Here is a 25,196-nt window from a genome sequence, read left to right as displayed (position 1 = left end):
CCCTTCTCGGCTTCTTCGCCGATGGACAGCAGCCCAACGGCCGGATTCTCACGACCGAGCAAGGCGTGTGCGTACACCGTGCCAATGCGCGCGAACTGGACCAGTTCCTCAGCGGCGCAATCGACGTTGGCGCCGACGTCGAGGACCAGCACCGGCTGCGCCTTCGTCGGGAAAATGGTGCCGATCGCGGGACGCGTGAGCCCAGCGTGGAGCTTGAGCAGCACGAGCGACGCGGCCATTTGCGCGCCGGTGTTGCCGGCGGAGACGAAGCCATGCGCGTGGCCGTCGGCGACGCGCTTGATGCCCTGCACCATGGAGCTGTTGGTCTTGCCACGCAGCGCCACGGATGGCTTGTCGGTCATCGCAATGACATCGGGCGCCTCGACGATCGAGAGGCGCTCACGGACGTGCGCCATCGCGGCGAACTCCCCACGCAACAACGCGTCGAGTTCGGCCTCGATGACGGCCGTTTGACCAACGAGCTCGATGTGGTATTCGGGTGCCAGGGCGCCGAGCGCCTGGAGGGCGCCCGCGATGGGGGCCCGGGGGGCGAAGTCGCCCCCCATGGCATCCACAGCGATGCGCGCCAAGCTTACGCTTCCTGCGCCGTTACCCGCTGCTCGCCCGCATAGTATCCGCACTCCGCGCAAACGCGGTGCGGACGCTTGGCCGTACCGCACTGCGGGCACGACTGAATCACGATGGCGGGCGCGGTCTTGTGCGTGTTACGGGCGCGCTTCCGCCGCTTCGAGGTACGGCGCTTCGGTACGGCCATGGGATGCTGACCTGAACTTTTTGAGACGTAAGGACCGGGAGACGCTCAGCGCAGATTGCGCAGGGCATCCCACCGGGGATCAGTGGTTGGGAGACAGGTGCAGTCCCCCGTGTTGCGATCGGCACCGCAGCTCGGACACAAGCCGCGGCAATCCTCCCGGCACAACGCAAACGCGGGAACGGCCAGCAGCCACTCCTCACGCATCGCCGGGCGAAGATCGAGTTCCCGTTCGCTTGCCGGAATCACCACGACATCGTCCTCCTCGGCTTCGTCCTCTCCGGACTGCGCGAAGATCAACTGCACGTCGTCGGACACCGGCACGGTGGTTTCGGCCAGACACCGCCGGCACTCGGCCACCGCGCTGCCCTCGAACCGGCCACTGAAGTAAAAGCGGCCTTGCCCCGCACTCGAGAGACGGCCAGTCACGTGCACCCCGGGGTCAACCGGACGCGAATCGCCTTCCTCCCACACGGAATCCTGCGCGGTCAACGTCCCATCGACGCTTTCGGCGCGGGCTTCCAGAGTGCGGATGTCAAAGTACAGCATAGCCGTGTAACGTAGAACGCCAGCCCCCGTCACACAAGGGCTGGCGCCGCATTTCCGCGGTGGCGGGGCGTCGCCAAGTGACGCCCCGGCGCGGAGTTACGCGATGACGTCGGCTTCGGCGAAGAAGAACCGCGCCTCACGGGCCGCGTTCTCGTCCGAGTCGGAGGCATGAATGGCGTTCTTGCCCTTCGATTCGGCGTAGAGCTTGCGCACCGTACCCTCGGCGGCTTCCGCCGGATCCGTGGCGCCGATCGCGGTCCGGAGCGACGCAACGGCGTCGTCCTTCTCGAGAATCATGGGCATGCACGGACCGCTGGTCATGAACTCGACCAGTTCGCCGAAGAAGGGGCGCTCCTTGTGCACCTCGTAGAACGCGCCCGCCTGAGCGGTCGAGAGGTGCATGACGCGCGCGGCCTTCACCCGAAAGCCCTGCTTCTCGAGCAGCGCGATGATGTTGCCCGCATTGCCGGCGCCGAAGGCGTCGGGCTTAACGATCGTAAGAGTGCGACGGCCAGCCATGGTCCGGGATTGGTCTGAATGGTGAAAAACAGCGCCAGGGAGCCGGCGCCATAAACGACGCGGCGGGAGCCTGAGCCCCCGCCGCGCGCAAGATAACCAACCCGGGCCGTCAGGAAAGTCGGGCCTTGATCAGCTCCACAAAGTCCACCGGGCGCTGGGCCACGCCCATCCCCGCGGCCTTGAAGGCCTCGATCTTCTCGGCGGCGGTACCGGCCGATCCCGAGATGATGGCACCCGCGTGGCCCATGCGGCGACCCGGCGGGGCCGTCTGACCGGCGATGAAGCCCACGACCGGCTTGGTCATGTGGTTCTTCACGAAGTCGGCGGCTTCCTGTTCGTCGGTTCCACCGATTTCGCCCATCATGGCCACGGCCTTGGTGTTCGGATCCTTCTCGAAGGCCGCGAGGCAATCGATGAAGTTGGTGCCGTTGATCGGGTCACCACCGATGCCGACGCACGTGCTCTGGCCGATACCGGCCTTGGTGAGCGCGTTCACGACTTCGTAGGTGAGCGTGCCCGAGCGGCTCACGACACCCACGGGGCCCGGGGCGCAGATGCGACCGGGGATGATGCCGACCTTGCTCTCGCCCGGCGTGATGAGCCCCGGGCAGTTGGGGCCGAGGAGACGCGCGCCATGCTCCTTCACGAACGGATAGACGCGGGTCATGTCGAGCACCGGCACACCTTCGGTGATGCAGACGATGAACTGCACGCCCGCCGCCGCCGCTTCCATGATCGCGTCCGCCGCGTACATGGGCGGCACGTAGATCACCGACGTGTTGGCGCCAGTGGCCTGCACCGCGTCGTGCACGGTATCGAAAATGGGCGCGGTGCCTTCGAACATCTGGCCACCCTTGCCCGGCGTCACACCGGCCACGACCTGCGTGCCGTATTCGATCATCTGCTTGGCATGGAACGAACCGTCGCGGCCCGTGATGCCCTGCACCACCAGCTTGGTGCTCTTGTCGATGAAAATGCTCACGCCGCACCTCCCGTGGTGGCGAGTTCGACGGCGCGCTGCACGGCCGAATCCATGTCGCTCGAAGCGGAGAAGCCGTTCTCCTTCAGGATCTGCAAGGCGAGCTCCTCATTGGTGCCGGTGAGACGGATGACGATGGGCACCTTGAGCGGGTTCTGCTTCGTCGCGGTCACGATGCCGTTCGCGACGTCATCGGTGCGCGTGATGCCGCCGAAGATGTTGAACAGGATGCACTTCACGTTCGGATCGGACGTGATGATGCGCAGCGCGTTCACGACCTTTTCCGGATTCGACGAGCCGCCGATGTCGAGGAAGTTGGCCGGCTCGCCGCCGTAGTACTTCACGAGGTCCATCGTGGCCATCGCGAGGCCGGCACCGTTCACGACGCAGCCCACATTGCCGTCGAGCTTGATGAACGTGAGGTTCGCGTTGCGCGCGTCCACTTCGCTGGGCGCTTCGCTGGACTCATCGCGCAGCGCGGCGATCTCGGGACGACGATCGAGCTCGTTGTCGTCGATGACCATCTTGCCGTCGACCGCGATGAGCTCACCCTGCGGCGTCATCACGAGCGGATTGATCTCGGCGAGCGAGCAGCCGGCATTCATGAACGCCGTATAGAGCTGCTGCATGATCTTCGCGGCCTGGCGCGCGAGCTTCACGTCCTTGTACAGGAAGAAGCCCATGCGCATGGCTTCGAACGGCAGCAGGCCGTAGCGGGTGTCCACCGGGTGATAGAGAATCTTCTCCGGTGTGCTCGCCGCAACTTCCTCAATGTCGATACCGCCGGCGGCAGACACCATGAAGACGGGCTTCTTGGTGGCGCGATCGACGATGATGCCGACGTAGGCTTCCGAGCCGATGTCAGCGGCCACGGTGACGAGCACCTTCTCGACCGTGAGATCCTTGATCGTCATGCCGAGGATGGCCGTGGCCTTCTCCTTCGCGGCCTCCGGCGTGGGACAGAACTTCACACCGCCGGCCTTGCCGCGGCCGCCAGCGTGCACCTGGGCCTTCACCATCACGGCCGTGCCGTACTTCGTGGCGATGGCTTCCGCCTGATCGGGGGTCGTGGCGACTTCACCGGGCGGGATCGGCACGCCGGCCGCCCGCAACAGCTCCTTCGCCTGATACTCGTGTAGGTTCACGCGCTCTCCAAAGACTGGGGAATGTCAGTGGTTCAATGCTAGATGGTCGCACCGGGCGTCGGCAATACGGCGAGACGCCGTCTGCAGCCGATCCGGTGTGTCCTGACGAAACGCCCCCCGTGAACCATCGGCGGGTGCCCCGGCCGCAATCACTGCGGCGGTCGTGCCATGCTACGTCCCAAGCTACGTCCGAGGCTGTCGAACGCTGCCCCGAATGCACTCCAGTCGCCCTGCGTCATCGCGTCGCGCATGGCGTCGTACCACCGCCGCGCCGCGTCACGGCCCGGCGCCGTGGCGTCGAAGCCCGCGGCGCCGACGGGAGGTCCATCAAGGGGCTCCACCCGTTCCCCGAAGGCGCGGAGCGCCTCGCCCAAGGTCCGGCCCACGCTCGTCTGCGCCCCATCGCTCACTGCTACCGCCCGCACCTGCGGGATGCCATTGGCCCCCACGCCCATCGCCGCCTGCATGAACAGGGGGCCGCGCGAGGTGACCACCGCCTCGGGTCTGCCGAGCCGTGACCGCGGCGCCGAGCGCGCGTCGGTCGCGAGAGGGCTGCGGTTGCTCCCCATGCGACCTGCCGGCAGCACCGTCGAACTGACCGACGCGTCCGCGCCGCGCGTGCTCGGCACGCCTCCCACGACACTGTCCATGGCCTGACGCAATTGTCCCACGATCACTGGCCAGCTCATGGAGGGCGGACGAAGGGGCGTCCAGAGCGTCTGTCGCGCTGCGCCCCCCACGACGGTAGCGACGCCGGCGACTCCATCGCGCTCATCGAGTAGCGGCAGGGTCCACGCCGGGACGTTGACGTCGCCGCGCGCAAGCATGATCGGCGCACCCGGCCCGCCGACAAAGGCGCTGTCGGGCGGATGCCGGTGTCGCGCGCCCTCGGCGCGGGACCCATAGCGGGCGAAGGTACGCAGCTGCACTTCGGCCGCGTCGCTCGCTGGCGGCAGTTGCGCCGCGAGGGACGCCGGCAACGCACTCACCGGCGTGAACAGGCGCGGCAACCGCGTCATCCACGTGCGTGCGATCGCATCCGGCTTGGACACCGGAACGAGTCGCACACGCCCGGTGCCGGCGTTCACGATGGCTGTGGCGGCCAATTGGTAGTAGGTGAAGACCCCATCGCCCACCTGCCATCGCTGGCTGAACGGGTAGCGATCGGACGCACTGTAGAGGTGCAGTACCCAATAGAATGCGCCCTGATCGCGTACGGGATAAAGGGTCGTTCCCTGCTCGAAGATCGGCGCGAGCCGGCGCACACGCTCCCGCACATCGCGCTGCGCGACGAGCAGCGGCGTGGTCATCATCGAGTCGCCGCCGAGGAGCGCAATGTCGCGCAGTGCCCAGGCGTGGGCGATGCGCGACTGGGGCGTATCGAGCAGCGCGCCGGCCACGTCCGGCGACGTGGCGCCGTCGAGCAGGCGCGCTCCGGATACTCCGGGGCCCACGAGCGGCCACGGACCCGTCGCATCAGCTCCGGCATCAGGACGATCGATCACGCTGTCGCGAACCATCGGCTGTGTGGCATCGGTGAGGCTCACATGCCAGGGCTCGCCGCTCACTACCGGCCGGTCGACCTGAAGGGCCATTACGCGGCCGTTCTCGTACGCCCAGCCCACGACCGCCGCATCGACCATCGTCGCCAGCCGCGACTGATCAGAGGTGGCGCGCGACCGATCGCTGCCCCCACGGCCGTCTGGCGGCGCGCTTTGCGTGCCGGTGCTACCGGCACCGCGCGCCTCCGCAAGCATCGACGCGTCCCAGAGACTCGCGCGGGCCGCCAGCGCTCCTGCCGCCACCGGCACGCCGCTGGCGATCGCGCCGTCTGTCGCGCTGTCAGCAGGCGGTTGCAGCGCGTCGACGTTGAACGCCCTCCGGCTGTACAGTGCCCGCGCCGCCACGTAGTCGGCATCACGTCGCGCGGGATCGCCCAGGGTATCGCCGCGGGCCAATAGCGCCGGCACGCCATGACGCAGCCCAACGGCTGCGAGCAGCACCACGGTCAGCGTCACGAACGCGGCGCGCAACTGGCCAACCCAGCCCGTACGCAAAATGATCAGCGCAGCGATGGCCGATCCGTAAGCGAGCACGGAGTCCATGCGCAGGGTGACCCGGTGATCGACGCGCAGGAACAGGCCATCCGGTCCACCGCCGGCGAGGAGCAGATCGAACCCATCGAGGCGGTAGCTCCACGAAAGAAGCAGCAACACGAGCGCGCCCAGGACGCTGAGGTGCCGTCGGACGTGACTGCTCGCGGCGATGCGGCGGCCTTCGAGCCGGAGCGAGCGCGTGAGGGCGTACAGCACCAGCACCATGGCCGTCAGCGCCACCACGCTCACCAGCGCCCACAGGTACAGCGTTTCCTCGAAGGGCAGCCAGTACACGTAGTGCCCGAGGTCGCGGTCGAAAATGCCTTCGATCTCGCCAAACGGGAGCCCGTGGCGCACCATGGCCAGCGTTTCCCAGTTGGTGAGCGGGAGCGCCAGAATGGCGCCCACGATGAGCGCGAGCACGATGGTGGCCGTGAGCAGCCGACGTCCCGGCACCATGGCCGTGAGTTCGAGGTTGGCCACGCGCGCGGGCACGGCCACGGCGAGAATGGTCCGACGCACGGCGTGCAGGTTGGCGAATGCGAACAGCGAGCCCGCGATCCACGCGCCCCCTTGCAGGAGCGCCGTGTCCGTGACCTGCTCCCAGAAGAGCGCGGGGGCGCCCATGGCCTCGAACCAAGCATGATCGACGAACATGGCCGTCGCGGTGCGCCCGACCAGCAGCAGCACCGCGGCCACGGCCACGATCACGCCCATCCAGGCCCGTGCGCCCATGTCAGCGCTCCGATCGCGTCGTCAGAGGGCGACGCCCTGCTCGCGGACCCAGGACTCCATCACCTCACGGATTTCCGCGAGTCGTGCCTCCGAGCGCGCCTCGTATCGCGCAACGATGACCGGTTGCGTGTTGGATGCGCGGAGTAGCCCCCAGCCGTCGCCGAACAGCACCCGCACGCCATCAACGTCGATCACGTCGTACAACGACGAGAAGTGCGGTACCGCCCTGGACATGATCGCGAACTTGGTCTCGTCGTCGGTGTCGATCCGGATCTCCGGCGTCGACACGAAATGCGGCACGTCGGACAACAGGTCGTCGATGCGCTTGCCGCTGTCGGCCACGATGCGCAGGAGGCGCGCGGCGGCGTAGAGCGCATCGTCGTGGCCGTAGAAGCCTTCCGTGAAGAACATGTGCCCCGACATCTCACCGGCGATGGGCGCGTGCATGGCCTTCATCTTGTCCTTGATGAGCGAATGCCCTGTCTTCCACATGACGGGGGTGCCGCCGGCCCTTTCGATGCCGTCGGTGAGCGCCTGCGAACACTTCACGTCGAAGATGATCGGCTGCCCCGCCCCGGTGCGCGCCAGCACGTCTCGCGCATAGAGGATCAGCAGGTGATCTCCCCAGATGATGCGTCCATTGGCGTCCACCACACCGATCCGATCGGCATCACCGTCGAACGCCACGCCGAGATCCGCGCCGTGCTCGCGCACCGCCGCAATGCAGTCCTCGAGATTCTCAGGGACGGTGGGATCGGGGTGATGATTGGGGAACGTGCCGTCGCTTTCCGTAAACAGGCCGATCGCATCGAGGCCGAGGGCGGCGAAGAGTTGTGGCGCCACGAGGGCCGCCGCGCCGTTGCCGCAGTCGTACACCACTTTGACGCGTGAGCCGTCGGGGCGCGCGATGGCTCCCACCCGCGTGGCAACGTCGTGCACGTAGCGATCGATCACCTCGACCGCCCGTACCGTCCCCTGCCCGGCCGGATGTTCGCCGGCGACGATGTAACGATAGAGCGTCTGGATGTCCTCTCCATGCAGCGAGGCTGTACCCAGGCACATCTTGAATCCGTTGTACTCGGGAGGATTATGCGAGCCCGTGATCTGAATGCCGCCCACGACGTGTTCGTGATGGAGCGACCAGTACAGCAGCGGGGTCGGCACCACGCCGACATCCACCACATCCACGCCGCATTCCGTCAGGCCACGCACCAGGGCATCGCGCAGCGCGGTGCCGCTCGGGCGGTTGTCGCGCCCCACGGCGACCGCGCCGCTGATTCCCCGGTGGGCGAGCAACGTGGCGTACCCACGGCCCAATCCGTAGGCGACTTCCTCGGTGAGGTCGGTGCCTACGATGCCACGGACGTCGTACTGTCGGAAAATCGACTGACTGATGCTCATGCCTTTACGACCAGGGGAAACGGTGGGGCGTTCGGGGAAAGCTACGGTGCGGCGGCATCCGTCGCGTCAATCAACCGCGCCGGTTACCGCAGGTGACATCGGCAGGCTAGCTGCCTGCAGGCGTGCGCCGGTCTGGGCCGGGCCGACGGGTAGTGCGGGCGCGCCGGTGGGGCTCGTAAGCGCACGGCGGGCCATAAGGGTAATGGGCGTGGGGTACACGCCGAGCAGGAGGATTGCCACGGCAGCCACGGCGACGAGCGAGTACGCCATGGAGGTGGCGCCGGGGGTGGGGGCATCGGCGGCGCGCGGCCGCATGAACATCGCAGAGACCACCAGCAGGTAGTAGGCGGCCGATACGGCGCTGCTGACTACGAGAATTACTGCCAGAATCGTCTGCGGTGCCGTGGCTTGCAGTGCCGCCTGCAACACGTACCACTTGGCGAAGAAGCCGATACCGCCGACCAGCGGCATGCCTAGGAACGCCAGCAGGAACACCGCCATGGCCGACGCGAGCCACGGTCGCACGAGCCACAGCCCGGCGATGTCGTCGAGCGTGGGCGCCGCATCGCGGCCACCGTTGACGGCGACGAGGACACCGAACGCGCCCATCGTCGTCAGTGTGTACGACACCATGTAGAAGACCACGGTGGTCGTGGCTGCGCTGCCACCCACGACGATCGCGACGAGCAGATACCCGGCGTGCGCGATGCTTGAGTAGGCCAGCATGCGGACGATGTTGCGCTGCGAAAGCGCGAACACATTGCCGACGACCATGGTGACCGCGGCGAGCCACCACAGGGCGGTGTGCCACTGCGCGGCCGCCGCTCCGAGCGCTTCCACCATGATCCGGGCGAACGTGGCGAACGCGGCGGTCTTCACCGTGGCCGACATGAAGGCCGTAACCGGGAGTGGCGCACCATCGTACACGTCGGGCGTCCACAGGTGAAACGGCGCCGCGGCCACCTTGAACGCGAGCCCGACCAGGAGCAACGCCGTGCCCCCGATGAACAGAGGCGTCAGTGCCTTGTGCTCGGCCACCCACTGGGCGATGTCGACGAGACGCGTACTGCCCACCGCGCCGTACATCAAAGCCATGCCGTAGAGGAGAAAGCCGGAGGACACCGCGCCGAGCAGGAAATACTTGATGGCCGATTCCGCCCCGCGAGCACTCCGACGGTTCACACCGGCGAGCACGTACACGGCCAGCGACATCAGTTCGATGCCGAGGAAGACGAACATGAGGTCACGCGCCGCGGCCAGCACCATCATCCCTACCGCGGCCAGCAGCATGAGCACGGGGACTTCCGGGCTGTACGCGCGACTCTTCGCCTGGTCGGCTTCGAGCAGCACGAGGGCCATCATTGTCCCCGCGAGAATCACGAGATCGATGGCCCAGCGGAACCCATCGCCGGCGATGCGCAGGTCGTCCGTCCCCGCGGCACCGTCTCCCCACGCGATGACGACCACGAGGCTGACCAGCATGCAGAGGACGAGCCCAAAACGGGCGATGGTCGACGTCCGCTCGGCGCCCTCGGCACCGGACTGATCCTGGCCCTGCGGATTCCATACGGTACCCAGGAGCATCACCATGGCACCGGTCGACAACAGCAGTTCGGGGGCAAGGGCGCGCAGCAGGGCGCCGCCACTCAGCATGTCGCTCATCGGTTCAACGAGACGGGGGGAAGCGGCACCGGCGCGTTGGGGCCGAACCGCGCCGCCTCCACGAGATCACGGGATGCCCGTTCGGTCCGCTGCAGCACCGGCTGCGGTGCGAGCCCGAGAAACACGATCGCCACCGCGAAGACGGTCATGACGACCTTCTCGCGCGCGGTGAGGTCACGCAGTGAGCCGAGACGGCTACGGTCCAGGGATTCGAACAAGAGCATCTGCAGGGCGCGCAGCCCATACGCCGCGGCGAAGATCACGCCGCTGGTCGCGATCACCGCAAGCACCGGTTCCTCCGGGTACGTACCAAGCAGCACCAGGAACTCCCCGACGAATCCGTTCGTCCCGGGGAGGGCGATGGACGACAGCATGACCAGCGTCAGCATGACCGAGAACCATGGCACCACACGGGCGATCCCGCCGAACGCCTTGAGATCGGTGGTGCCCATGCGGTCTTCGAGCATGCCCGCGAGGAGGAACAGCGCACTGGTCGAAATTCCGCTGTTCACGATGCTCATGACCGCGCCCTGCACACTCTGCTGCGTGAGGGCGAAGCTGCCGAGCATGATGAAGCCAAGGTGGCTGACCGAGCTATACGAGATCATCCGCTTGAAATCACGCTGCGTCATGGCGAGCAGCGCGCCATAGATCACCGCGACCACCGACAGGATGAGAATGGTGGAGCGCACCGTGTCGTTGGTCGCTGCCGCGGGAAAGAGCGGAATGGCAAAACGGAGGATGGCGTAGGCGCCAACCTTGAGCCCCAGCGTGACGGCGGCGAAGGTGGGTGCGGCCCCCTGGGCATCCGGTAGCCACGTGTGGAACGGCACCAGCGCCGACTTCACGGCAAAGGCCGAGAAAAAGGCGAGGAACATGAGGAGCTGCACCTTGGGCGAGAGCGTGACCTCACGCAGCGTATCCAGATGCAGCGTGGTCCCGCCACCGAGGTTCCATAGGGCGATGATCGCCACCAGCATGAGTAGCGAGCCCACGAGCGTGAAGAGCACGTAGCGCAGACTCGCTCGCGTGGTCCCCTCTGCCCCCCAGATCCCCACCAGCAGGTAGGTAGGGATGAGCATCAACTCCCACGCCAGATAGAACAGCAGCAGGTCGAGGGTGACGAACACCCCGATGAGCCCGCTGGTGAGCAGCAGGGCGAGTGCGCCGAAGGCGGGCGTTCGTACCCGCACATTGTTCCACGAGCCGAGAAGGGCAAGCGGCAGGACCAACGCCGTGAGCACCACCATGGGGAGCGACAACCCGTCGACGCCCACACTGAAAGTGGCGCCGATCTCCATGATCCATGGCAGATCGACGCGGGCCTGCCATCCGCGCTCGGTTGGGTCGAACACGCCCCACAGCGCAACGGCCAAGAGCACTTCCACGAGCAGGGCGCCCAGCGTCAACAGGCGTGCATCGGGGCCACCCGCCGACGGAGCACCACCGGCTTGCGAGCGGGTGACATCTCGGCCGAACAGCCGGACCAAGAGAGCGGCGACGACCGGCCACGCGAGCATGGCCGGAAGGACCCACTGGTCGACGCCGAAAGAAAGAAGGAGTTCGCGCATGGGTCAGCTGAGCGTGATGGCGGCGATGACGGCGAGTGCGCCAGCGGCGAGGAGCCACGCGTACTTCCCCACATCGCCGTCCTGCAGCCGCGTCCCCATGAAGGCCGCCGTCCGGGTCAGGAGTGATCCGCCGACACTGAACCCGCGATCCACCCCCTGCTCGACCCCGCGATCGAGGACGACGCTGGCGAGCGCCTGTACAGGCCGGACCACGAGGGCATCGACGAGCGCGTCGACCCCGTACGCGCGGGCGAGCAGGCTCGTATCCTCAGCCGAGTGCGCCTTGTCGGCCATTGGCTTCCGGAACAGCACGAAGGCGATCACCATGCCGAGCACGGCCACGCCCGTGGCGACCGCCACCAGTACCGTCTCCGTGGCGTGGTCGAGGTGACCGGTACCAGCGAGCATTTTGGCACTCGCGCCGGTGACCGGCGCCAGCCAGTGCTCGAGGAGCCCGGTGGGGCCGATCGGAATGAGCGTCGGCAAGTTGAGCCAGCCACCCGCGATCGTGAGCAGCGCAAGGACCAGTACCGGCGCGGTCATGATGGTCGGTGCCTCGTGCAACGCTGCGCGCTCATTCTCGCCGGTGCGGTTCTCGCCATAGAAGGCGAGGAGGAGCATGCGCGTCATGTAGATCGCGGTGAGCAGCGCCGTGACAATGCCGATACCGTACACGGCATACAGAACCGTCGACCCGGGGATGCCGAGGAGCGACGCACTCGCCAGCGGTGAGCCGTGCGCGCGGCTGAATACCGACGACAGGATTTCGTCCTTCGAGAAGAAGCCGGCAAGCGGCGGAATCCCGGCGATCGCGAGCGTGGCGAGCGTCATGGCGATCGCCGTGGCCGGCATGAACTTCGCGAGCCCACCCATGTTGCGCAGATCCTGGGGATCGTCGTGGCGATGAGTGTGGTGATACGCGTGATGCATGGCGTGGATCACCGACCCCGCCCCGAGGAAGAGCAGCGCCTTGAAGAAGGCGTGGGTGACAAGATGAAACACTCCTGCAGTGTACGCCCCCGCCCCCACGCCGATGAACATGTATCCGAGCTGCGAAACGGTGGAGTACGCCAGCACCTTCTTGATGTCCCACTGGCGGACGGCGATGGTGGCCGCGAAGAGCGCCGTGATCGCGCCGATCGCCGTCACCACCAATGAGGCCTCTGGCGCGCCGGCGAACACCGGTGCCGCCCGGGCCACGAGGTACACACCCGCCGTGACCATCGTCGCCGCATGAATCAGGGCGGACACGGGCGTTGGGCCGGCCATCGCATCGGGCAGCCAGATATACAGCGGCAGCTGTGCACTCTTGCCGGCGCAGCCGACGAAGAGGAACAGCGCAATCGCCAGCACGACCGGTGTGCCGGGCATGGTGGCCAGCACTGCATGCGCGCCGACGAAGTCGAGCTTCTGCGTCGTGGTCCAGATGAGGAACATCGCCACGAGGAACCCGAAGTCACCCACGCGATTCACGACGAACGCCTTCTTGCCGGCGTCGGCGTTGGCCTTCTCCGTGAACCAGAAGCCGATGAGGAGGTATGAGGCGAGGCCCACCCCTTCCCAGCCGACGAACATGACGGGATAGCTGCCTCCAAGCACCAGCACGAGCATGAACGCGACGAACAGATTGAGATACGCGAAATAGCGCGCGTACCCGGCGTCGTCACGCATATAGCCGATCGAGAACAGGTGGATGAGCGAGCCCACCCCGGTAATCACCAGTACCATGAGCATCGAGAGCTGATCGAGCTGGAAGCTCCAGTCCACGACCAGATTCCCCGTGGGCATCCACTGCCCGAGCGATACCACGGACGGTGCGGGTAAACCCACGCGCACGCGCATGAACAGCGCAGCGGCCACCGCGAACGCCGCAAGGATCACACCCGGCCCGACAAGCGTCACCAGCGGGTGACGGGCGGTGGTGGGCGCGTCATCACCCACTCCCCGGCGCGTCAGCGCAATGGTGCCGTTCACCACGAACCCGAGGAGCGGCAACAAAATGAGAATCGGCAGCAGAGACGCGATCATCCGCGGAGGCTCCGGAGTTTCGAAAGGTCCACCGTGCCGAAGTGCCGGAAGATCGAGATGATGATCGCCAATCCCAGCGCCGCCTCGGCCGCCGCGATGGTCATCACCATTACCACGAACACGTGACCAGTCACGTTGTGCAACTTGGCGAACGCCACGAAGCTCAGGTTCACGGCATTGAGCATCAGCTCGGCGCACATGAACAGAATGATCGCGTTGCGGCGTGTGAGCACCCCCACCACGCCGATCACGAATAGGATCGCGGAAACGACCAGGGCTTCGGTGATCATGCCTGCACCCGCTTCTTGGCGAGGAGTACCGCCCCCACCACCGCCACGAGCAATACGATGCTCGTCAGTTCGAAGGCCACGAGATAATCGGTGAAGAGCGAGGCGGCGACGGGTTCAACCACATTGTCGCTGGCCGGCGCAGCCGCGACGCGTGGCAACCGGTTGCGCTGCGCCACGAGAAGATTCGCGAGCAGCGCGATTCCCATCAGTCCGGCCCCCAAGCGGGCGCCCAGCGAACGCAAGTCGGTGATCTCGTTGCGCCCCAGGTTGAGGAGCATGACGACGAACACGAACACCACCATGATCGCGCCGGCGTACACCAGCACCTGGATCGCCCCGACGAAAGGCGCGTCAAGCATGACGTACAAACCCGCCAGGGCGAACATCACGTTCACCAGCCACAGCGCCGCCGGGACCGGATTCTTGCGCGTCACGAAGAGCACCGCCGAGACGATGGCCAGCAGCGCGAAGAGATAGAACTGGAACTCGAAGAAGCCGTTCATTCGCCCTTCGGGTCCGCAGGGTCCCACAACTCGCTCACCGGGTGTGTCTGCGCCGTGAGACGCTCGAGGTCGTACACGAAGGAGGCGCGGTCGTACTCGGCGTTCTCGTAATGCCGACCGACGTGGATCGCCTCCTCTGGGCACACTTCCTGACAGTAGCCGCAGAAGATGCAGCGAAACTCGTCGATCTCGAACACGAGCGGATAGCGATTACCCTGCTCGTCCTCACCCGGTGTCAGCTTGATGCAGTTCGCCGGACACACGGTTGGACACAGCCCGCAGGCCACGCACTTCGCCTTGCCATCCTCGGTGGTGAGCATGCGGTGGGTGCCGCGCCAGCGCGGCGACAGATCCCACTTGGTCTCCGGATACTCCATCGTGACCTTGTGCGGATCCACCAGGTGTTTCAGCGTCACCGCCATTCCCTTGAGCGTCGAGCGCACGTAGCTCACCCGCTCGAGTGGCCGTTCCATGACCTTCACGCCGATGGCCATCAGTCGCCTCCCTCGGCGATCATCGTGGGCGGGACCGGTGCGCCAAGTGCAGCGGTCGGAGTGGAAAGTGAAGTCGCTGCGTGCACGTCGGGTGTGGCCAGTTGGCGCCGCGACAGGTCGAGGCCGCGGGCACGTAGCCGCTCGAGATCGGTGGGGCCCACGCGGGCGCTCGCCGGGCTGATCAGCTTGCCCCGATCGAGCCACGCGAGGAGGATGGCGATCAGCCCGACGTTCAGCCCGAGCAGCGCCAGCGAAAACAGCGGCCCGCGCGAAACGCCGAGCATGTCGAGACCGAGTGTCGCCGTGGCGATGATCACGATGTACGCCAAGGCAACCGGCAACATGACGCTCCAGCCGAGCGACATGAGCTGGTCATAGCGGAAGCGCGGCAGCGTCCAGCGCACCCACATGAACACGAAGATGAAGAAGCCCACCTTCGCGAGCATGGAGAGGAGCGTCGCGATGGTCTTCAGCCCCGTGAACGGGGGGGCGTTGTCCCACTGTGTGAACGGAATGTCCCATCCGCCGAAGAACAGCACCGCCGTGAGCCCGCTGACCGTGAGCATGTTGGCATACTCGGCGATGAAGAACATGGAGAACTTCATGCCGCTGTACTCGGTGTGGTAGCCGGCCACCAGTTCCGATTCCGCCTCGGGCAAGTCGAACGGCAGACGATTCGTCTCGGCGAATGCGGCGACCAGGAACGTAAACCATGCAATGGTGATCGATAGCACGTTCCAGCCCATCGACGCCTGCTGCTCCACGATGGCGCCGAGTGACACGTTGCCGGCGAGCAGCAGCACGGGAATGGTGGACATGCCCATCGCAATTTCGTACGACACCATCTGCGCGCTGGACCGCAAGCCGCCGAGGAGGGCGTACTTGTTGTTCGACGACCAGCCGGCCAGCACAATGCCGTACACGCCGAGCGACGAGATCGCGAGCGTGAAGAGGAAGCCCACCGGTACCGGGGCGATCGCCATGTCGATGAGCCCCCACGGCGTGGGGAGCGGGGCCGCGAATGGGATCACGGCCCACGTCATCATGGCCGGGATGAACGCCAGCGCCGGGGCGATGATGAAGAGCCACCGATCTGCGAACGGCGGATTCGTCTCTTCCTTCATGAAATTCTTGATACCGTCAGCGACGGGTTGCAGGATGCCGCCGGGGCCCGCTCGATTGGGCCCCCGACGATCCTGGAACCACGCAGCGAGCTTGCGCTCGAGGAGCGTGAGCAGCGCCACCGTGACCATGTACACGCCGAAGAACACCAGGATCTTCACGACACTCGCGGCGACGAACGTGCCCATCGCCTCAGGCGCTGCTTGCGGATTGGCACGCGGAAAGAGCGTCGCAATGTCGAGGGCCGCGAGAAGCGAAATGGGCATCAGGCGGTCACCTCGGCGGCCGGTACGCTCGGTGACTGTTCTACGATGGGAAGGCCACGCAGCCCCAGCGACTCGTAGTCGAGTCCTGCGAACTTCGGGTGGGTGGCCGCGAGCGCGGCGAACACTTCGTTCGGTACGAAGAACTGTCCGGCACCACCCACTGCCGTCAGCAGATCAGCGAGCACGTACCACGTCGGGCGCGCCACGCCGGGCGCCGTACGCGCCTGGAGGTACCGCTGTACGCGGCCGCGCAGGTTCGTGAAGGTGCCCTCTTCCTCCAACGTGTTGGTCATGGGGAGGACCACCGTGGCATGCTTGGCGACGAGCGCCGGTACGGTGGTGCCTACGAACACCAGCTGTGAGGCCGCGGCCAGCTCGGCCTCGCTGACTTCCGCCAACGCATCGCCCACGATGAGCAGCGCGTCGCCCTCACGCACGGCCGCGCCAATCGCCGGGACTTCCGCGAAGCCCAGTAGCCTCGCGCCGCTCGCGTTGGCGGCGCGTTCTTCACGCAGCGCGAGATCGGTGGCGCCGGGCAGCGGGATCGAGTTGCCACGTCCCACGCGGAATACTCCCTGCCCGTTGACCTGACCGATGATTCGCTCAAGCAGGAACAGCGATTCATTGGAAAGATTGGGAGAGGCGACCACGACCACGCGACGGCCCTCGACGGCACGCGCCGCGGCACTGATCGCTTCGTCCCACTCCGTCACCTGAAGCGTCGCCCCCGCACGAACCATCGGCTGGTCCGCACGATCGCGGCGGGCAAACTCGCGATAGGTCTGTCGACCCACCTCGCACATGTAATACTGGTTCACCGCGTCGTTCGGCCGCGGCTTGAGCCGCACCGGCACGTTGTCCCGGGTTTCGGCGACGGCGTTGCACCCCTGACTGCAACCGGTGCACACCGTGGCTGCCCGATCGAGTTCCCACGCGCGGGCCTTGTTGAGGAAGTCCTTACTCAACAGCGCGCCCACCGGACAGAGGTCGATGACGTTGCCGGCCCACGGATTGGTGAGATCGTGCCCTTCCGCCTTGCCGATGAAGGCGCGGTCTCCACGCTCCGAGACGTTGAGTACGGGCTCCTGCGCCACGTCTCCCATGAAGCGCACACAGCGCGTGCAGAGGATGCAGCGGTTCTGCACGTACAGCACGTCACCGCCGAAATCCTCCACGGGATTGAAACGCTTCGGCTCGCGATAGCGAGAGTCGGCGCGCCCCTCGGCAAACGTGTAGTCCTGCAGCTCGCACTCGCCTGCCTGGTCGCAGATGGGGCAGTCGAGCGGATGATTGATGAGCAGGAACTCGAGCACTCCCTTGCGCGCTTCGAGCGCCTTGGGTGAATGCACGTGCACCACCTGCCCTTCCATGACCGTGGTCGCGCACGCCGGAGCAAGCTTGGGAAACTTCTCGACCTCCACGAGGCACATGCGGCACACGCCGGCCACCGGCAAACCCGGGTGGTAGCAATAGTGCGGTACGAGCACGCCCGCGGTCTTCGCGGCCTCGAGAATCGACGTGCCGTCCGGTACGGTGACCGGGCGCCCCTCGATCGTCAGGTTCACCATCTTCACGTCAGTCATGGTGCCCTCACGCCGCCGAGGCGCGCAGCGCCCCGGGTACGGTGACCTTCGACGGGTTCGCGGCGATCTTCGCCTCGAATTCGTGCCGGAACTTCTTGAGCCCAGACACCACCGGCGTGGCGCACGAGTCGCTCAGCACGCAGATCGTCTTTCCGCTCATATTGTCGGCGATCGACAGAAGCGTGTCGAGATCTTCCATGGTGCCTTGCCCGTCACGGATGCGCTCCATGATGCGCGTGATCCACGCCGTGCCTTCGCGACACTGCGAACACTGTGCGCAGCTCTCATGTGCATAGAAGCGCGTGAGGCGCGCGATCTGGCGCACCATGCACTGGCGGTCGTCGAATACGATCACGCCGCCGGAGCCCAGCATCGTCCCGGAGGCGACCATGCCCTCGTAGTCCATGATGGCATTCTCCGCTTCCTCGCGCGTGAGAATGGGCACCGAGGAACCGCCGGGGATAACCGCCTTGATCTCGCGGCCGGGCAACGGCCCGCCGCACAGATCGTACAGGAACTCCTTGAACGGAAAGCCGAGCGCGACCTCGTAGTTGCCCGGGCGCGAAATGTTGCCGCATACCGAGAACAGTTTGGTGCCGATGCTCTTGGGGTTGTCTGGACGTCCGAACTGCTTGTACCACTCCGCCCCGTTCTTCACGATGTACGGGACGGTGGTGAGCGTTTCGACGTTGTTGATCGTGGTGGGCTTGCCGAAGAGTCCTGCGACGGCCGGAAACGGCGGCTTGATGCGCGGATTGCCGCGGCGCCCTTCGAGCGAGTTCATGAGCGCGGTTTCCTCGCCGCAGATGTACGCGCCCGCCCCGCGGTGCACGTGCACGTCGACGCGCTTGCCACTGCCCATCGCGTTGGCGCCAAGAATGCCCGCGGCGTACGCGTCTTCTACCGCGCGGTTCACCTGCGTGATGGCTTCGGTGAACTCCCCGCGAATGTAGATGTAGGCCGTTTCGGCGTAGATGGCGTGCGCGCCGAGCGCCACGCCTTCGACGAGCCCGTGCGGCGTCCAGCGCATGATCTCGCGATCCTTGAAGGTGCCCGGCTCCGACTCGTCGCCGTTGCAGCAGAGGTAATGCACCTTGCCGTCGGGCTTCATGAACGACCACTTCATGCCCGTGGGAAACCCGGCGCCCCCACGGCCACGCAGGCCGGAGTCCTTCACAACGGTCTGGATTTCCTGCGGGTCCATGGCGAGCGCCTTCTGCAGCGCTTCATAGCCACCGCGCTGACGCCAGCCGTCGAGCGTGCGGGCACCGGCGTCGCCGAAATACTTCGACAGCACCGGTGTCTCACGCGGATGAGAGGGATGGGGATATCCCATTTACTTCAGCTCCGACAGGATCCGCGGCACCGACTCGGGCGTCACGGATTCGATGAAGTCGTTGTTGATCATGACGGGCGTGGCGAAGCCGCAGGCGCCCAGGCACTCCACCTCGATGACGGTATACTTGCCGTCGTCGCTGGTGAGACCGAGGTCGCCGCAGCCCGTGTGCTCGAGGAAGCTCTTCACCACATCCTCGGCGCCGCACACGTTGCACGGCGTGGTCGTGCACACTTGAATGAAGTGACGGCCGACCGGGTGCTGGTGGTACATGGTGTAGAAGCTCACCACGCCCTTGACGTAGGCCGGCGTGATCTCGAGCACCGCGGCCACTTCCTCGATGCCCTTTTCGCTCACCCACCCACGCGCATCCTGCAGCATCCAGAGTGCCGGGAGCAACGCCGCCTGTTTGGTGGGGTAGCGGGAGAGAATGACGTCGAGCGCTGCGCGGGTCTCGCCCACGAACACGGGCTCGTGCGGCTCATCGTGGTGATGGCCGTGCGGCGGGGCGGCCACAAGTGCGCCGCCGCTGGCAGAAGGGCCGTGGCTCACCGGTCGATCTCTCCCATCACGATATCGATGCTGGCATTGATGGCGATCACGTCGGAGAGGAGGTGCCCCTCCACCATCTTCGGAATCGCCGAAAGGTTCACGAACGACGGCGGACGAATGCGCCAGCGCACTGGCTTCGAGGTCCCGTCGCTCACGAAGTAGTAGCCCTTTTCACCCTTGGGGCTTTCCACCGCCACGTAGCACTCACCGGCAGGTGGACGCGGGCCTTCCATGACGAGCTTGAAATGGTGGATCATGCTTTCCATTTCGCTCGTCGCCTTGTGCTTGGGCGGTAGAATGAGGCGCGGATCGTCGATGTTCACGGGGCCGTCCGGCAGACGACGAATGGCCTGTTCGAGAATGCGCACGCTCTGCCGCATCTCTTCCACACGCACCAGGAAGCGATCGTACACGTCGCCCTGTGTTCCCACGGGCACGTCGAAGTCGTACGTCTCGTAGTCGAGGTACGGGAAGTCCTTGCGCACGTCGTAGGCCACACCGGACGCGCGCAGCATGGGGCCTGAAAGCCCCGCGTTCACGGCTTCCTGCGCGCTCATCGCACCGAGCCCCACGGTACGGCCGGCCCAGATCGCGTTGGTCTCGAGCATCCGCACCGACTCTTCGAGCGTTTTCGGGAAGTTTTTCACGAACGCCTTGAGTCCGTCGAGCCAGCCGTCGGGAATATCGGCCGCCATGCCACCCACACGCGTCGCGGTGGTCGTGAGGCGCGCGCCCACCCAAGCCTCGAGCAGGTTATAGACGTTCTCACGCTCCTGATACAGCCAGAGGAACGGAGTGAAGGCGCCGATATCGACCGATGTGGTGCCGAGCCACACGAGATGCGAAATGATGCGCGAGAGCTCCATGAGGATCACGCGCAGCACCTTCGTACGGTCGGTCATGCCCACGCCGAACAACCGCTCGGCGCCGAGCGCGAACGCCACGTTGTTTCCCGGCGAGTTGAGATAGTCCTCGCGATCAGTCCAGGGAATGATCTGGTTGTACTGGCGATACTCGCCGATCTTCTCGAAGCCGCAGTGCAGATACCCGATGTGCGGAATGCACCGCACGACGGTTTCGCCATCAAGCTCGAGGACGAGACGGAGCACGCCGTGCGTCGCGGGATGCTGCGGACCGATGTTGATCAACATGTGGTCCCCCTCGAGCTCGGGCTCCGGCGCCAGCACCGGCGCGCGCTCGAGCGACACGGCAGCCGAGCCTTGCGCCACGAGCGGGGCGCGCAGCGGTTGCCCCTGGGCGTCGAGGCCGCTCGTCCCGAGGGCCACTTCGATGGTGCGACGCATGCTCATTCGCCCTCCTCCAACTCGCCGTGCGCCGACCGTTCGGCCAGGCGCGCCTTCATGTCTTCCGGCAACGACTGGAAGGCTTCGGCGATGGACAGTTCTTCCATGGAGTAACGGGCCTCGGGATCGGCGGCCAGCGCCTGCTTGAGCTGCTCGGCTCGTGAGAAGCGCCCACGCAGCGGGAAATCCTTCCGCAGCGGATGCCCTTCCTTGTACTGCTCCCACATCAGCAGCCGGCGCAAATCCGGGTGGCCTTCGAAGCGAATACCGAACATGTCGAAGCACTCGCGCTCGAGCCAATCAGCACCGCTGTAGATGTCGATCACGCTGGGCACCCAGAGGGGGCCACGCTTGGGCAACTCCACCTTGAGGCGGAGGAATCGCCGATGGCCAAGCGCCCGCAGGTGCCACACTACCTCGAGCGGACGCGCGCCATCGCGATACTCGACGGCCGTGATGTCCACGAGGTAGTCGTACCGCTCGCTGGGCTCGTCGTGCAGAAACTGGACGACGTCGTGCAGCGCGTCACGGGTCACGAACACCGTGGTCTCACCCCAGACCACCTCGGTCCGCACGACCGCGGCGCCGAAGCGCGAGGCGAGGACCGCGGCGGTGGGGTTGGCGGGTGCGCCAGTGCGCGGCACGTTCACTGGCGTAATGGGGGCGCCGTTCGTGTCCGACGCCACGGCAGCCATCACCACGGGGGTGACCGCTGCGTCCTGGGGAGTGGGAACGGGGGCGGTCACGGCGTCGATCGCGTCTGATGCACGGAGTTACCGAAGGGCTCCGACAATTCGTCGATGCGCGACGGCGGGATGTACAGCTGACTCGTGGGGTCGGGCTCGATCTCCACGTGCCGGCTGCTATCGCGGAGGCGCTCCTGCATCACCTTCTTCTGCAGCATGATGATGCCGTGCATCAACGCTTCGGGGCGTGGTGGGCAGCCGGGCACGTACACGTCGACCGGAATGATCGTGTCGATACCCTGCACCACGGCGTAGTTGTCGAACATGCCGCCGGTGGATGCACAGGCGCCCATGGAGATGACCCACTTCGGCTGCGGCATTTGCTGGTAGATGCGGCGCAGCACCGGCGCGAGCTTGAGCGGCACGCGGCCGGCGCAGAGCAACACGTCGGCCTGCCGCGGCGAGTAGCTCAGGCGCTCCATGCCGAACCGCGACAGGTCGAACCGGCTGGCGGCCGTCGCCATGAATTCAATGGCGCAGCAAGCCGTACCGAACGGCATCGGCCACAACGAGCCGGCGCGCGCCCAATTGACGAGAAGATCGAGGCGAGTCGTAACCCACCCGTCCTGTGAGCCGGGATCGACCTGCACGAGGCGCGAATCAGCGGCGGGGGTCAGTCCCACGTGAGCGCTCCCTTCTTCCAGACATAGATGAAGCCGACCACCAGAATGGCGGCGAATACGAGCATTTCTGCGAGGCCGAAGAAGGACAACTGGCCCGCGGGACAGGCGTTGGCCACGAGGGGGACGTGGCAGGACAACTGCCGGTAGTGGACGCCCCACGGGATCATGAACACCGTCTCGATATCGAAGACGATGAACAGCATGGCGACGAGGTAGAACTTGACCGAGAATCGCTCGCGGGCGTCGCCCAAGGGGCTGATGCCGGACTCATAGGGCTGCGACTTGACCGCGGTGGGCTGCGGTTTGGTCGTGAGGTGCGCGATGCCAAGAATGAGCACCGCGTTGAGGATCACGAAGCCGAGCAGCAGCAGGACCGGCAAGTATGTACGTAGCATCGCGGTGCAGCAGGGATCCGACAGCTCACGAAGGGGGAGTGGACTTCGTGAAAGAATTCACAAACCAACTGTGGAGAAGGTATCAAAGGGACCAGAATCCCTCAACAGCATGCGGAAGTGTTTTTACATGAAGTAACCGGCCAACCTGTTTTGGCAGGATTCTGCTTCGGCAGCCGCGATATTTGGCAGTGTCTGGCGTTGCGGCTAACTTCGTCGGGGCGCCTCGGTGATCGGTATCCCGGGGAATCTGGACCGACCGGTCCGAATTGTCTCTTCACCATTTCGCACCGTTTACCTCATGGGGCTCTGCTCAGACCGCTGGATTACGCGCATGGCGCGTGAGCACGGCATGATCGAACCGTTCGAAGACCGTCAGGTTCGCCAGGGTGTGATTTCGTATGGCGTGAGTTCGTACGGGTACGACATGCGCGTGGCGTCCGAGTACCGGATCTTCACGAATGTCCTGAGCTCCGTCGTCGATCCGAAGGAGTTCGACCCGAAGAGCTTCGTGGAGTTCGAGGGTGATGTGTGCATCGTGCCCCCCAATTCGTTCGCGCTCGCGCGCAGCGTCGAGTACTTCCGCATTCCGCGCAACGTGTTGACGCTGACGGTGGGCAAGAGCACCTATGCCCGCTGCGGCATCATCACGAACGTCACGCCGTTCGAGCCGGAATGGGAAGGGTACGTGACGCTCGAGATCTCGAACACCACGCCGCTGCCGGCGAAGATCTACTCGAACGAAGGTATCGCGCAGGTGGTGTTCTTCACGGGCGACGAAGACCCGGAAGTGAGCTACGGGGACAAGAAGGGGAAGTACCAGGGACAGCACGGCGTGACCCTGCCCCGCATCTGACCGCTCGCTGCTGAGATCTGAGAGTCCAGATTTCAGAATCGAAGGGTGAGATGAAGAGGAGAGCCCGGATAGAAGCGAGACGTCCGCGGTCCAGACGTGAGAAGTCAGGATCAACGCACTGACTTCTTACCTCGAGACAGCGGACCTCTCGCTTCTATCCGGGCTCAATTCTTGGTCTCACGCATCAACTCGCAGGCTCCAGCTTCGAGCCTGAGCTCTGAAGGGTCAGCCGCCGGCGTAGACGTAGCGGCATCCCCGCTCTTGCGCTTGCTGCAGCGTCACGATCATGGCCGGCACCACTTCCACGCCCGGCAACAGGTTGGCGCGCGCTTCGTCGCCGAAGGCGGTGGTGCGCTCGCGATCGGCGCGCAGCTCGGTTGGCAGAAAGCGGCCACCAGAGGCGCGGATGGAGTTCGCGCAGGCCAGGAGAATCACGCGACGCGACGTGAGCGTGGCGATGGCTTCCTTCATCGGGCTGCGTGCACTCGGCATGCCCATCACGTCACCGATGCTCGGGTACTTCGCCCACAGCGCATCGTTGAAGAACCAGCCGATCGACCGTCCGTTGAGCCCGACGATCACGGTGCAGTCCTTCTCCCAAATGCCGTACGTCGTCTTCTGCGTATCGAGATACGTCTGCGCCCAGCGCAGGGCCAATCCCTCGGTGGGCATGTGCGAGTGAAAGACGACCTTGTGCGTGCCGGTGACCCGCTTCATCCACGGGTCTTCGATGGCGACGATCGCTGTGTCGGCGCTGGCCGTAGCGGCCGCGGCCGTGTGGGTCGGGAGCAAGCCGACGGCAGCGCCCAGGGCGGCGAGGCGGCCGAGAAAATCGCGACGGGCACTATTGGGTGTCATGGGGCGAGAGAGTCGGGGGACACGCGGCGGCGAAGGAGGGGGCGTGAGGGCGGCAGTGGTTTGCCGGCACGACGCGCGGCGGTCGTGGCATAGGCGACATCAGCCGGCGGATCCCCTCGAGGCCAGTCGCGCTCTTTGCCGGGGTGATCCTGCCGCGCTCGGGTGAGTACGTAGGCGGCGATGTCAGCCGCGCCCTGTGACGACAGGGTGTCGCTGCCATCGTAGGGCATGTTGTGCTTGAGGAACGTAGCCAGGGTAAACTGCCGCGCCATCCCGGCCCCGATGGAGTAACTGCCAGCCCCCCATACGGCCGGTGCATTCATGGCCCGTATCCCCTGCCCGTCCGGTCCGTGGCATCGCGCGCAGGTGCGCGCGTAGCCGCTACGGCCGCGCGGTACGTTGCCAGCGAGCTTCACGGTGTCCACGACGTCATGTCGAGGCGATGCGTTGAGCGTCGCGATGTAGGCCACCATGTCGCGCATGTCGCGAGAATTCTCATGCACCATGCGCCCAGCGAGACTCCGTGCGATGCATTCGTTGATGCGTCGTGCGAGCGTCTCCTCGTATCCCGGCCGGCTGCGATAACGAGGATATCTCGCCGCCGTCCCCGTCCATGGCATGGCCCGGCCTCGGGTGCCATTGTCGAGATGACAGCTCACGCAGCGCAGGCCGTTGCCGCTGTTGGCGGGCAACGAATCGCGGAAGTTGATGAGCAAGGCCAGCCCGCGCGCCGCGTCACCAGACTGTGCACGCACCACGACCGGAGCCGACAGCAGCAACAGGAGCGAAAACGCGCGCAGGAAAGGCACCATGC

Annotated in this window: 23 protein-coding genes and 2 pseudogenes; 1 reads left to right on the top strand and 24 read right to left on the bottom strand. The window is 65.7% G+C overall.

The window, feature by feature from the left end:
* The 22 genes and pseudogenes from ACIQ6O_RS01980 to ACIQ6O_RS01875 all read right to left on the bottom strand — a co-directional run.
* A pseudogene (locus tag ACIQ6O_RS01980) lies at positions 1-590 on the bottom strand (phosphate acyltransferase); the annotation flags it as partial.
* Positions 591-592: 2 nt separating this feature from the next.
* Positions 593-775, bottom strand: a complete 183-nt coding sequence (gene rpmF / locus ACIQ6O_RS01975) for a 50S ribosomal protein L32 (protein ID WP_291263349.1) — start codon at positions 773-775, stop codon at positions 593-595.
* A 45-nt stretch (positions 776-820) separates the two neighbouring features.
* Positions 821-1,321: a YceD family protein gene (locus tag ACIQ6O_RS01970; protein WP_396206083.1), complete on the bottom strand. Its 501-nt coding sequence runs from the start codon at positions 1,319-1,321 to the stop codon at positions 821-823.
* A gap of 96 nt (positions 1,322-1,417) precedes the next feature.
* On the bottom strand, positions 1,418-1,840 hold the full coding sequence (gene ndk, locus ACIQ6O_RS01965; protein ID WP_396206082.1) for a nucleoside-diphosphate kinase: 423 nt from the start codon (positions 1,838-1,840) through the stop codon (positions 1,418-1,420).
* A gap of 109 nt (positions 1,841-1,949) precedes the next feature.
* Positions 1,950-2,822, bottom strand: coding sequence for a succinate--CoA ligase subunit alpha (sucD, locus tag ACIQ6O_RS01960; protein ID WP_396206081.1), 873 nt, complete (start codon positions 2,820-2,822; stop codon positions 1,950-1,952).
* Entirely contained in the window at positions 2,819-3,964 is a 1,146-nt protein-coding gene (sucC, locus tag ACIQ6O_RS01955) for an ADP-forming succinate--CoA ligase subunit beta (protein WP_396206080.1), read from the bottom strand. Before sucC ends, sucD begins: the two co-directional genes overlap by 4 nt.
* A 149-nt stretch (positions 3,965-4,113) precedes the next feature.
* The gene (locus ACIQ6O_RS01950; protein WP_396206079.1) at positions 4,114-6,795 is read right to left on the bottom strand and encodes a UPF0182 family protein; all 2,682 of its coding nucleotides are present in this window, start codon (positions 6,793-6,795) and stop codon (positions 4,114-4,116) included.
* Between the two features lie 21 nt (positions 6,796-6,816).
* Entirely contained in the window at positions 6,817-8,196 is a 1,380-nt protein-coding gene (locus ACIQ6O_RS01945) for a phosphomannomutase/phosphoglucomutase (protein ID WP_396206078.1), read from the bottom strand.
* 66 nt (positions 8,197-8,262) lie between these two features.
* The gene (locus tag ACIQ6O_RS01940) at positions 8,263-9,858 is read right to left on the bottom strand and encodes an NADH-quinone oxidoreductase subunit N (RefSeq protein ID WP_396206077.1); all 1,596 of its coding nucleotides are present in this window, start codon (positions 9,856-9,858) and stop codon (positions 8,263-8,265) included.
* A complete protein-coding gene (locus ACIQ6O_RS01935) occupies positions 9,855-11,429 on the bottom strand; it encodes a NuoM family protein (RefSeq protein WP_396206076.1) in 1,575 nt (524 codons plus the stop codon). Before ACIQ6O_RS01935 ends, ACIQ6O_RS01940 begins: the two co-directional genes overlap by 4 nt.
* A 3-nt stretch (positions 11,430-11,432) precedes the next feature.
* On the bottom strand, positions 11,433-13,457 hold the full coding sequence (gene nuoL, locus ACIQ6O_RS01930; RefSeq protein ID WP_396206075.1) for an NADH-quinone oxidoreductase subunit L: 2,025 nt from the start codon (positions 13,455-13,457) through the stop codon (positions 11,433-11,435).
* Positions 13,454-13,747 (bottom strand): NADH-quinone oxidoreductase subunit NuoK, encoded by a 294-nt coding sequence (nuoK, locus tag ACIQ6O_RS01925; protein WP_396206074.1) that lies wholly within the window; start codon positions 13,745-13,747, stop codon positions 13,454-13,456. The genes nuoL and nuoK overlap by 4 nt, the downstream gene beginning before the upstream one ends.
* Positions 13,744-14,250 (bottom strand): NADH-quinone oxidoreductase subunit J, encoded by a 507-nt coding sequence (locus tag ACIQ6O_RS01920; protein WP_396206073.1) that lies wholly within the window; start codon positions 14,248-14,250, stop codon positions 13,744-13,746. The genes nuoK and ACIQ6O_RS01920 overlap by 4 nt, the downstream gene beginning before the upstream one ends.
* The gene (locus ACIQ6O_RS01915; RefSeq protein WP_396206072.1) at positions 14,247-14,744 is read right to left on the bottom strand and encodes a NuoI/complex I 23 kDa subunit family protein; all 498 of its coding nucleotides are present in this window, start codon (positions 14,742-14,744) and stop codon (positions 14,247-14,249) included. The genes ACIQ6O_RS01920 and ACIQ6O_RS01915 overlap by 4 nt, the downstream gene beginning before the upstream one ends.
* Positions 14,745-15,046: 302 nt before the next feature.
* Positions 15,047-16,054, bottom strand: a pseudogene (nuoH, locus tag ACIQ6O_RS01910) (NADH-quinone oxidoreductase subunit NuoH); the annotation flags it as partial.
* Between the two features lie 77 nt (positions 16,055-16,131).
* Positions 16,132-17,715, bottom strand: a complete 1,584-nt coding sequence (locus ACIQ6O_RS01905) for a 2Fe-2S iron-sulfur cluster-binding protein (RefSeq protein ID WP_396206071.1) — start codon at positions 17,713-17,715, stop codon at positions 16,132-16,134.
* A 7-nt stretch (positions 17,716-17,722) separates the two neighbouring features.
* A complete protein-coding gene (gene nuoF / locus ACIQ6O_RS01900; RefSeq protein ID WP_396206070.1) occupies positions 17,723-19,051 on the bottom strand; it encodes an NADH-quinone oxidoreductase subunit NuoF in 1,329 nt (442 codons plus the stop codon).
* A complete protein-coding gene (nuoE, locus tag ACIQ6O_RS01895; protein WP_396206069.1) occupies positions 19,052-19,603 on the bottom strand; it encodes an NADH-quinone oxidoreductase subunit NuoE in 552 nt (183 codons plus the stop codon). It abuts the gene before it with no gap.
* Positions 19,600-20,754 (bottom strand): NADH dehydrogenase (quinone) subunit D, encoded by a 1,155-nt coding sequence (gene nuoD / locus ACIQ6O_RS01890; RefSeq protein ID WP_396206084.1) that lies wholly within the window; start codon positions 20,752-20,754, stop codon positions 19,600-19,602. Before nuoD ends, nuoE begins: the two co-directional genes overlap by 4 nt.
* Positions 20,755-20,909: 155 nt before the next feature.
* On the bottom strand, positions 20,910-21,653 hold the full coding sequence (locus ACIQ6O_RS01885; RefSeq protein WP_396206068.1) for an NADH-quinone oxidoreductase subunit C: 744 nt from the start codon (positions 21,651-21,653) through the stop codon (positions 20,910-20,912).
* Complete coding sequence (locus tag ACIQ6O_RS01880; protein WP_396206067.1) at positions 21,650-22,276, bottom strand: NADH-quinone oxidoreductase subunit B; 627 nt, start codon at positions 22,274-22,276, stop codon at positions 21,650-21,652. Before ACIQ6O_RS01880 ends, ACIQ6O_RS01885 begins: the two co-directional genes overlap by 4 nt.
* Entirely contained in the window at positions 22,267-22,671 is a 405-nt protein-coding gene (locus tag ACIQ6O_RS01875) for an NADH-quinone oxidoreductase subunit A (protein ID WP_396206066.1), read from the bottom strand. The genes ACIQ6O_RS01880 and ACIQ6O_RS01875 overlap by 10 nt, the downstream gene beginning before the upstream one ends.
* A 298-nt stretch (positions 22,672-22,969) precedes the next feature.
* On the opposite strand from ACIQ6O_RS01875, the gene dcd reads away from it, so the two are divergent.
* The gene (dcd, locus tag ACIQ6O_RS01870; RefSeq protein ID WP_396206065.1) at positions 22,970-23,524 is read left to right on the top strand and encodes a dCTP deaminase; all 555 of its coding nucleotides are present in this window, start codon (positions 22,970-22,972) and stop codon (positions 23,522-23,524) included.
* A 225-nt stretch (positions 23,525-23,749) separates the two neighbouring features.
* Here the strand turns inward: dcd and ACIQ6O_RS01865 are convergent, their stop codons facing one another.
* Both ACIQ6O_RS01865 and ACIQ6O_RS01860 read right to left on the bottom strand, forming a co-directional pair.
* A complete protein-coding gene (locus ACIQ6O_RS01865) occupies positions 23,750-24,382 on the bottom strand; it encodes a hypothetical protein (protein WP_396206064.1) in 633 nt (210 codons plus the stop codon).
* Positions 24,379-25,196 (bottom strand): c-type cytochrome (locus ACIQ6O_RS01860; RefSeq protein WP_396206063.1); only part of this gene is annotated, 818 nt, incomplete at its 5' end. The genes ACIQ6O_RS01860 and ACIQ6O_RS01865, both read right to left, overlap by 4 nt.

This window comes from Gemmatimonas sp. (assembly GCF_044345575.1).
GTDB lineage: Bacteria > Gemmatimonadota > Gemmatimonadetes > Gemmatimonadales > Gemmatimonadaceae > Gemmatimonas.
This window is presented reverse-complemented; position numbering and strand designations above follow the sequence as displayed.

Coding starts and splice junctions, on each gene's coding strand:
- rpmF (WP_291263349.1), bottom strand. CDS start 775: ATGGCCGTACCGAAGCGCCGTACCTCGAAGCGGCGGAAGCGCGCCCGT.
- ACIQ6O_RS01970 (WP_396206083.1), bottom strand. CDS start 1,321: ATGCTGTACTTTGACATCCGCACTCTGGAAGCCCGCGCCGAAAGCGTC.
- ndk (WP_396206082.1), bottom strand. CDS start 1,840: ATGGCTGGCCGTCGCACTCTTACGATCGTTAAGCCCGACGCCTTCGGC.
- ACIQ6O_RS01950 (WP_396206079.1), bottom strand. CDS start 6,795: ATGGGCGCACGGGCCTGGATGGGCGTGATCGTGGCCGTGGCCGCGGTG.
- ACIQ6O_RS01945 (WP_396206078.1), bottom strand. CDS start 8,196: ATGAGCATCAGTCAGTCGATTTTCCGACAGTACGACGTCCGTGGCATC.
- ACIQ6O_RS01940 (WP_396206077.1), bottom strand. CDS start 9,858: ATGAGCGACATGCTGAGTGGCGGCGCCCTGCTGCGCGCCCTTGCCCCC.
- ACIQ6O_RS01935 (WP_396206076.1), bottom strand. CDS start 11,429: ATGCGCGAACTCCTTCTTTCTTTCGGCGTCGACCAGTGGGTCCTTCCG.
- nuoL (WP_396206075.1), bottom strand. CDS start 13,457: ATGATCGCGTCTCTGCTGCCGATTCTCATTTTGTTGCCGCTCCTCGGG.
- nuoK (WP_396206074.1), bottom strand. CDS start 13,747: ATGATCACCGAAGCCCTGGTCGTTTCCGCGATCCTATTCGTGATCGGC.
- ACIQ6O_RS01920 (WP_396206073.1), bottom strand. CDS start 14,250: ATGAACGGCTTCTTCGAGTTCCAGTTCTATCTCTTCGCGCTGCTGGCC.
- ACIQ6O_RS01915 (WP_396206072.1), bottom strand. CDS start 14,744: ATGGCCATCGGCGTGAAGGTCATGGAACGGCCACTCGAGCGGGTGAGC.
- ACIQ6O_RS01905 (WP_396206071.1), bottom strand. CDS start 17,715: ATGACTGACGTGAAGATGGTGAACCTGACGATCGAGGGGCGCCCGGTC.
- nuoF (WP_396206070.1), bottom strand. CDS start 19,051: ATGGGATATCCCCATCCCTCTCATCCGCGTGAGACACCGGTGCTGTCG.
- nuoD (WP_396206084.1), bottom strand. CDS start 20,754: ATGTTGATCAACATCGGTCCGCAGCATCCCGCGACGCACGGCGTGCTC.
- ACIQ6O_RS01875 (WP_396206066.1), bottom strand. CDS start 22,671: ATGCTACGTACATACTTGCCGGTCCTGCTGCTGCTCGGCTTCGTGATC.
- dcd (WP_396206065.1), top strand. CDS start 22,970: ATGGGGCTCTGCTCAGACCGCTGGATTACGCGCATGGCGCGTGAGCAC.
- ACIQ6O_RS01865 (WP_396206064.1), bottom strand. CDS start 24,382: ATGACACCCAATAGTGCCCGTCGCGATTTTCTCGGCCGCCTCGCCGCC.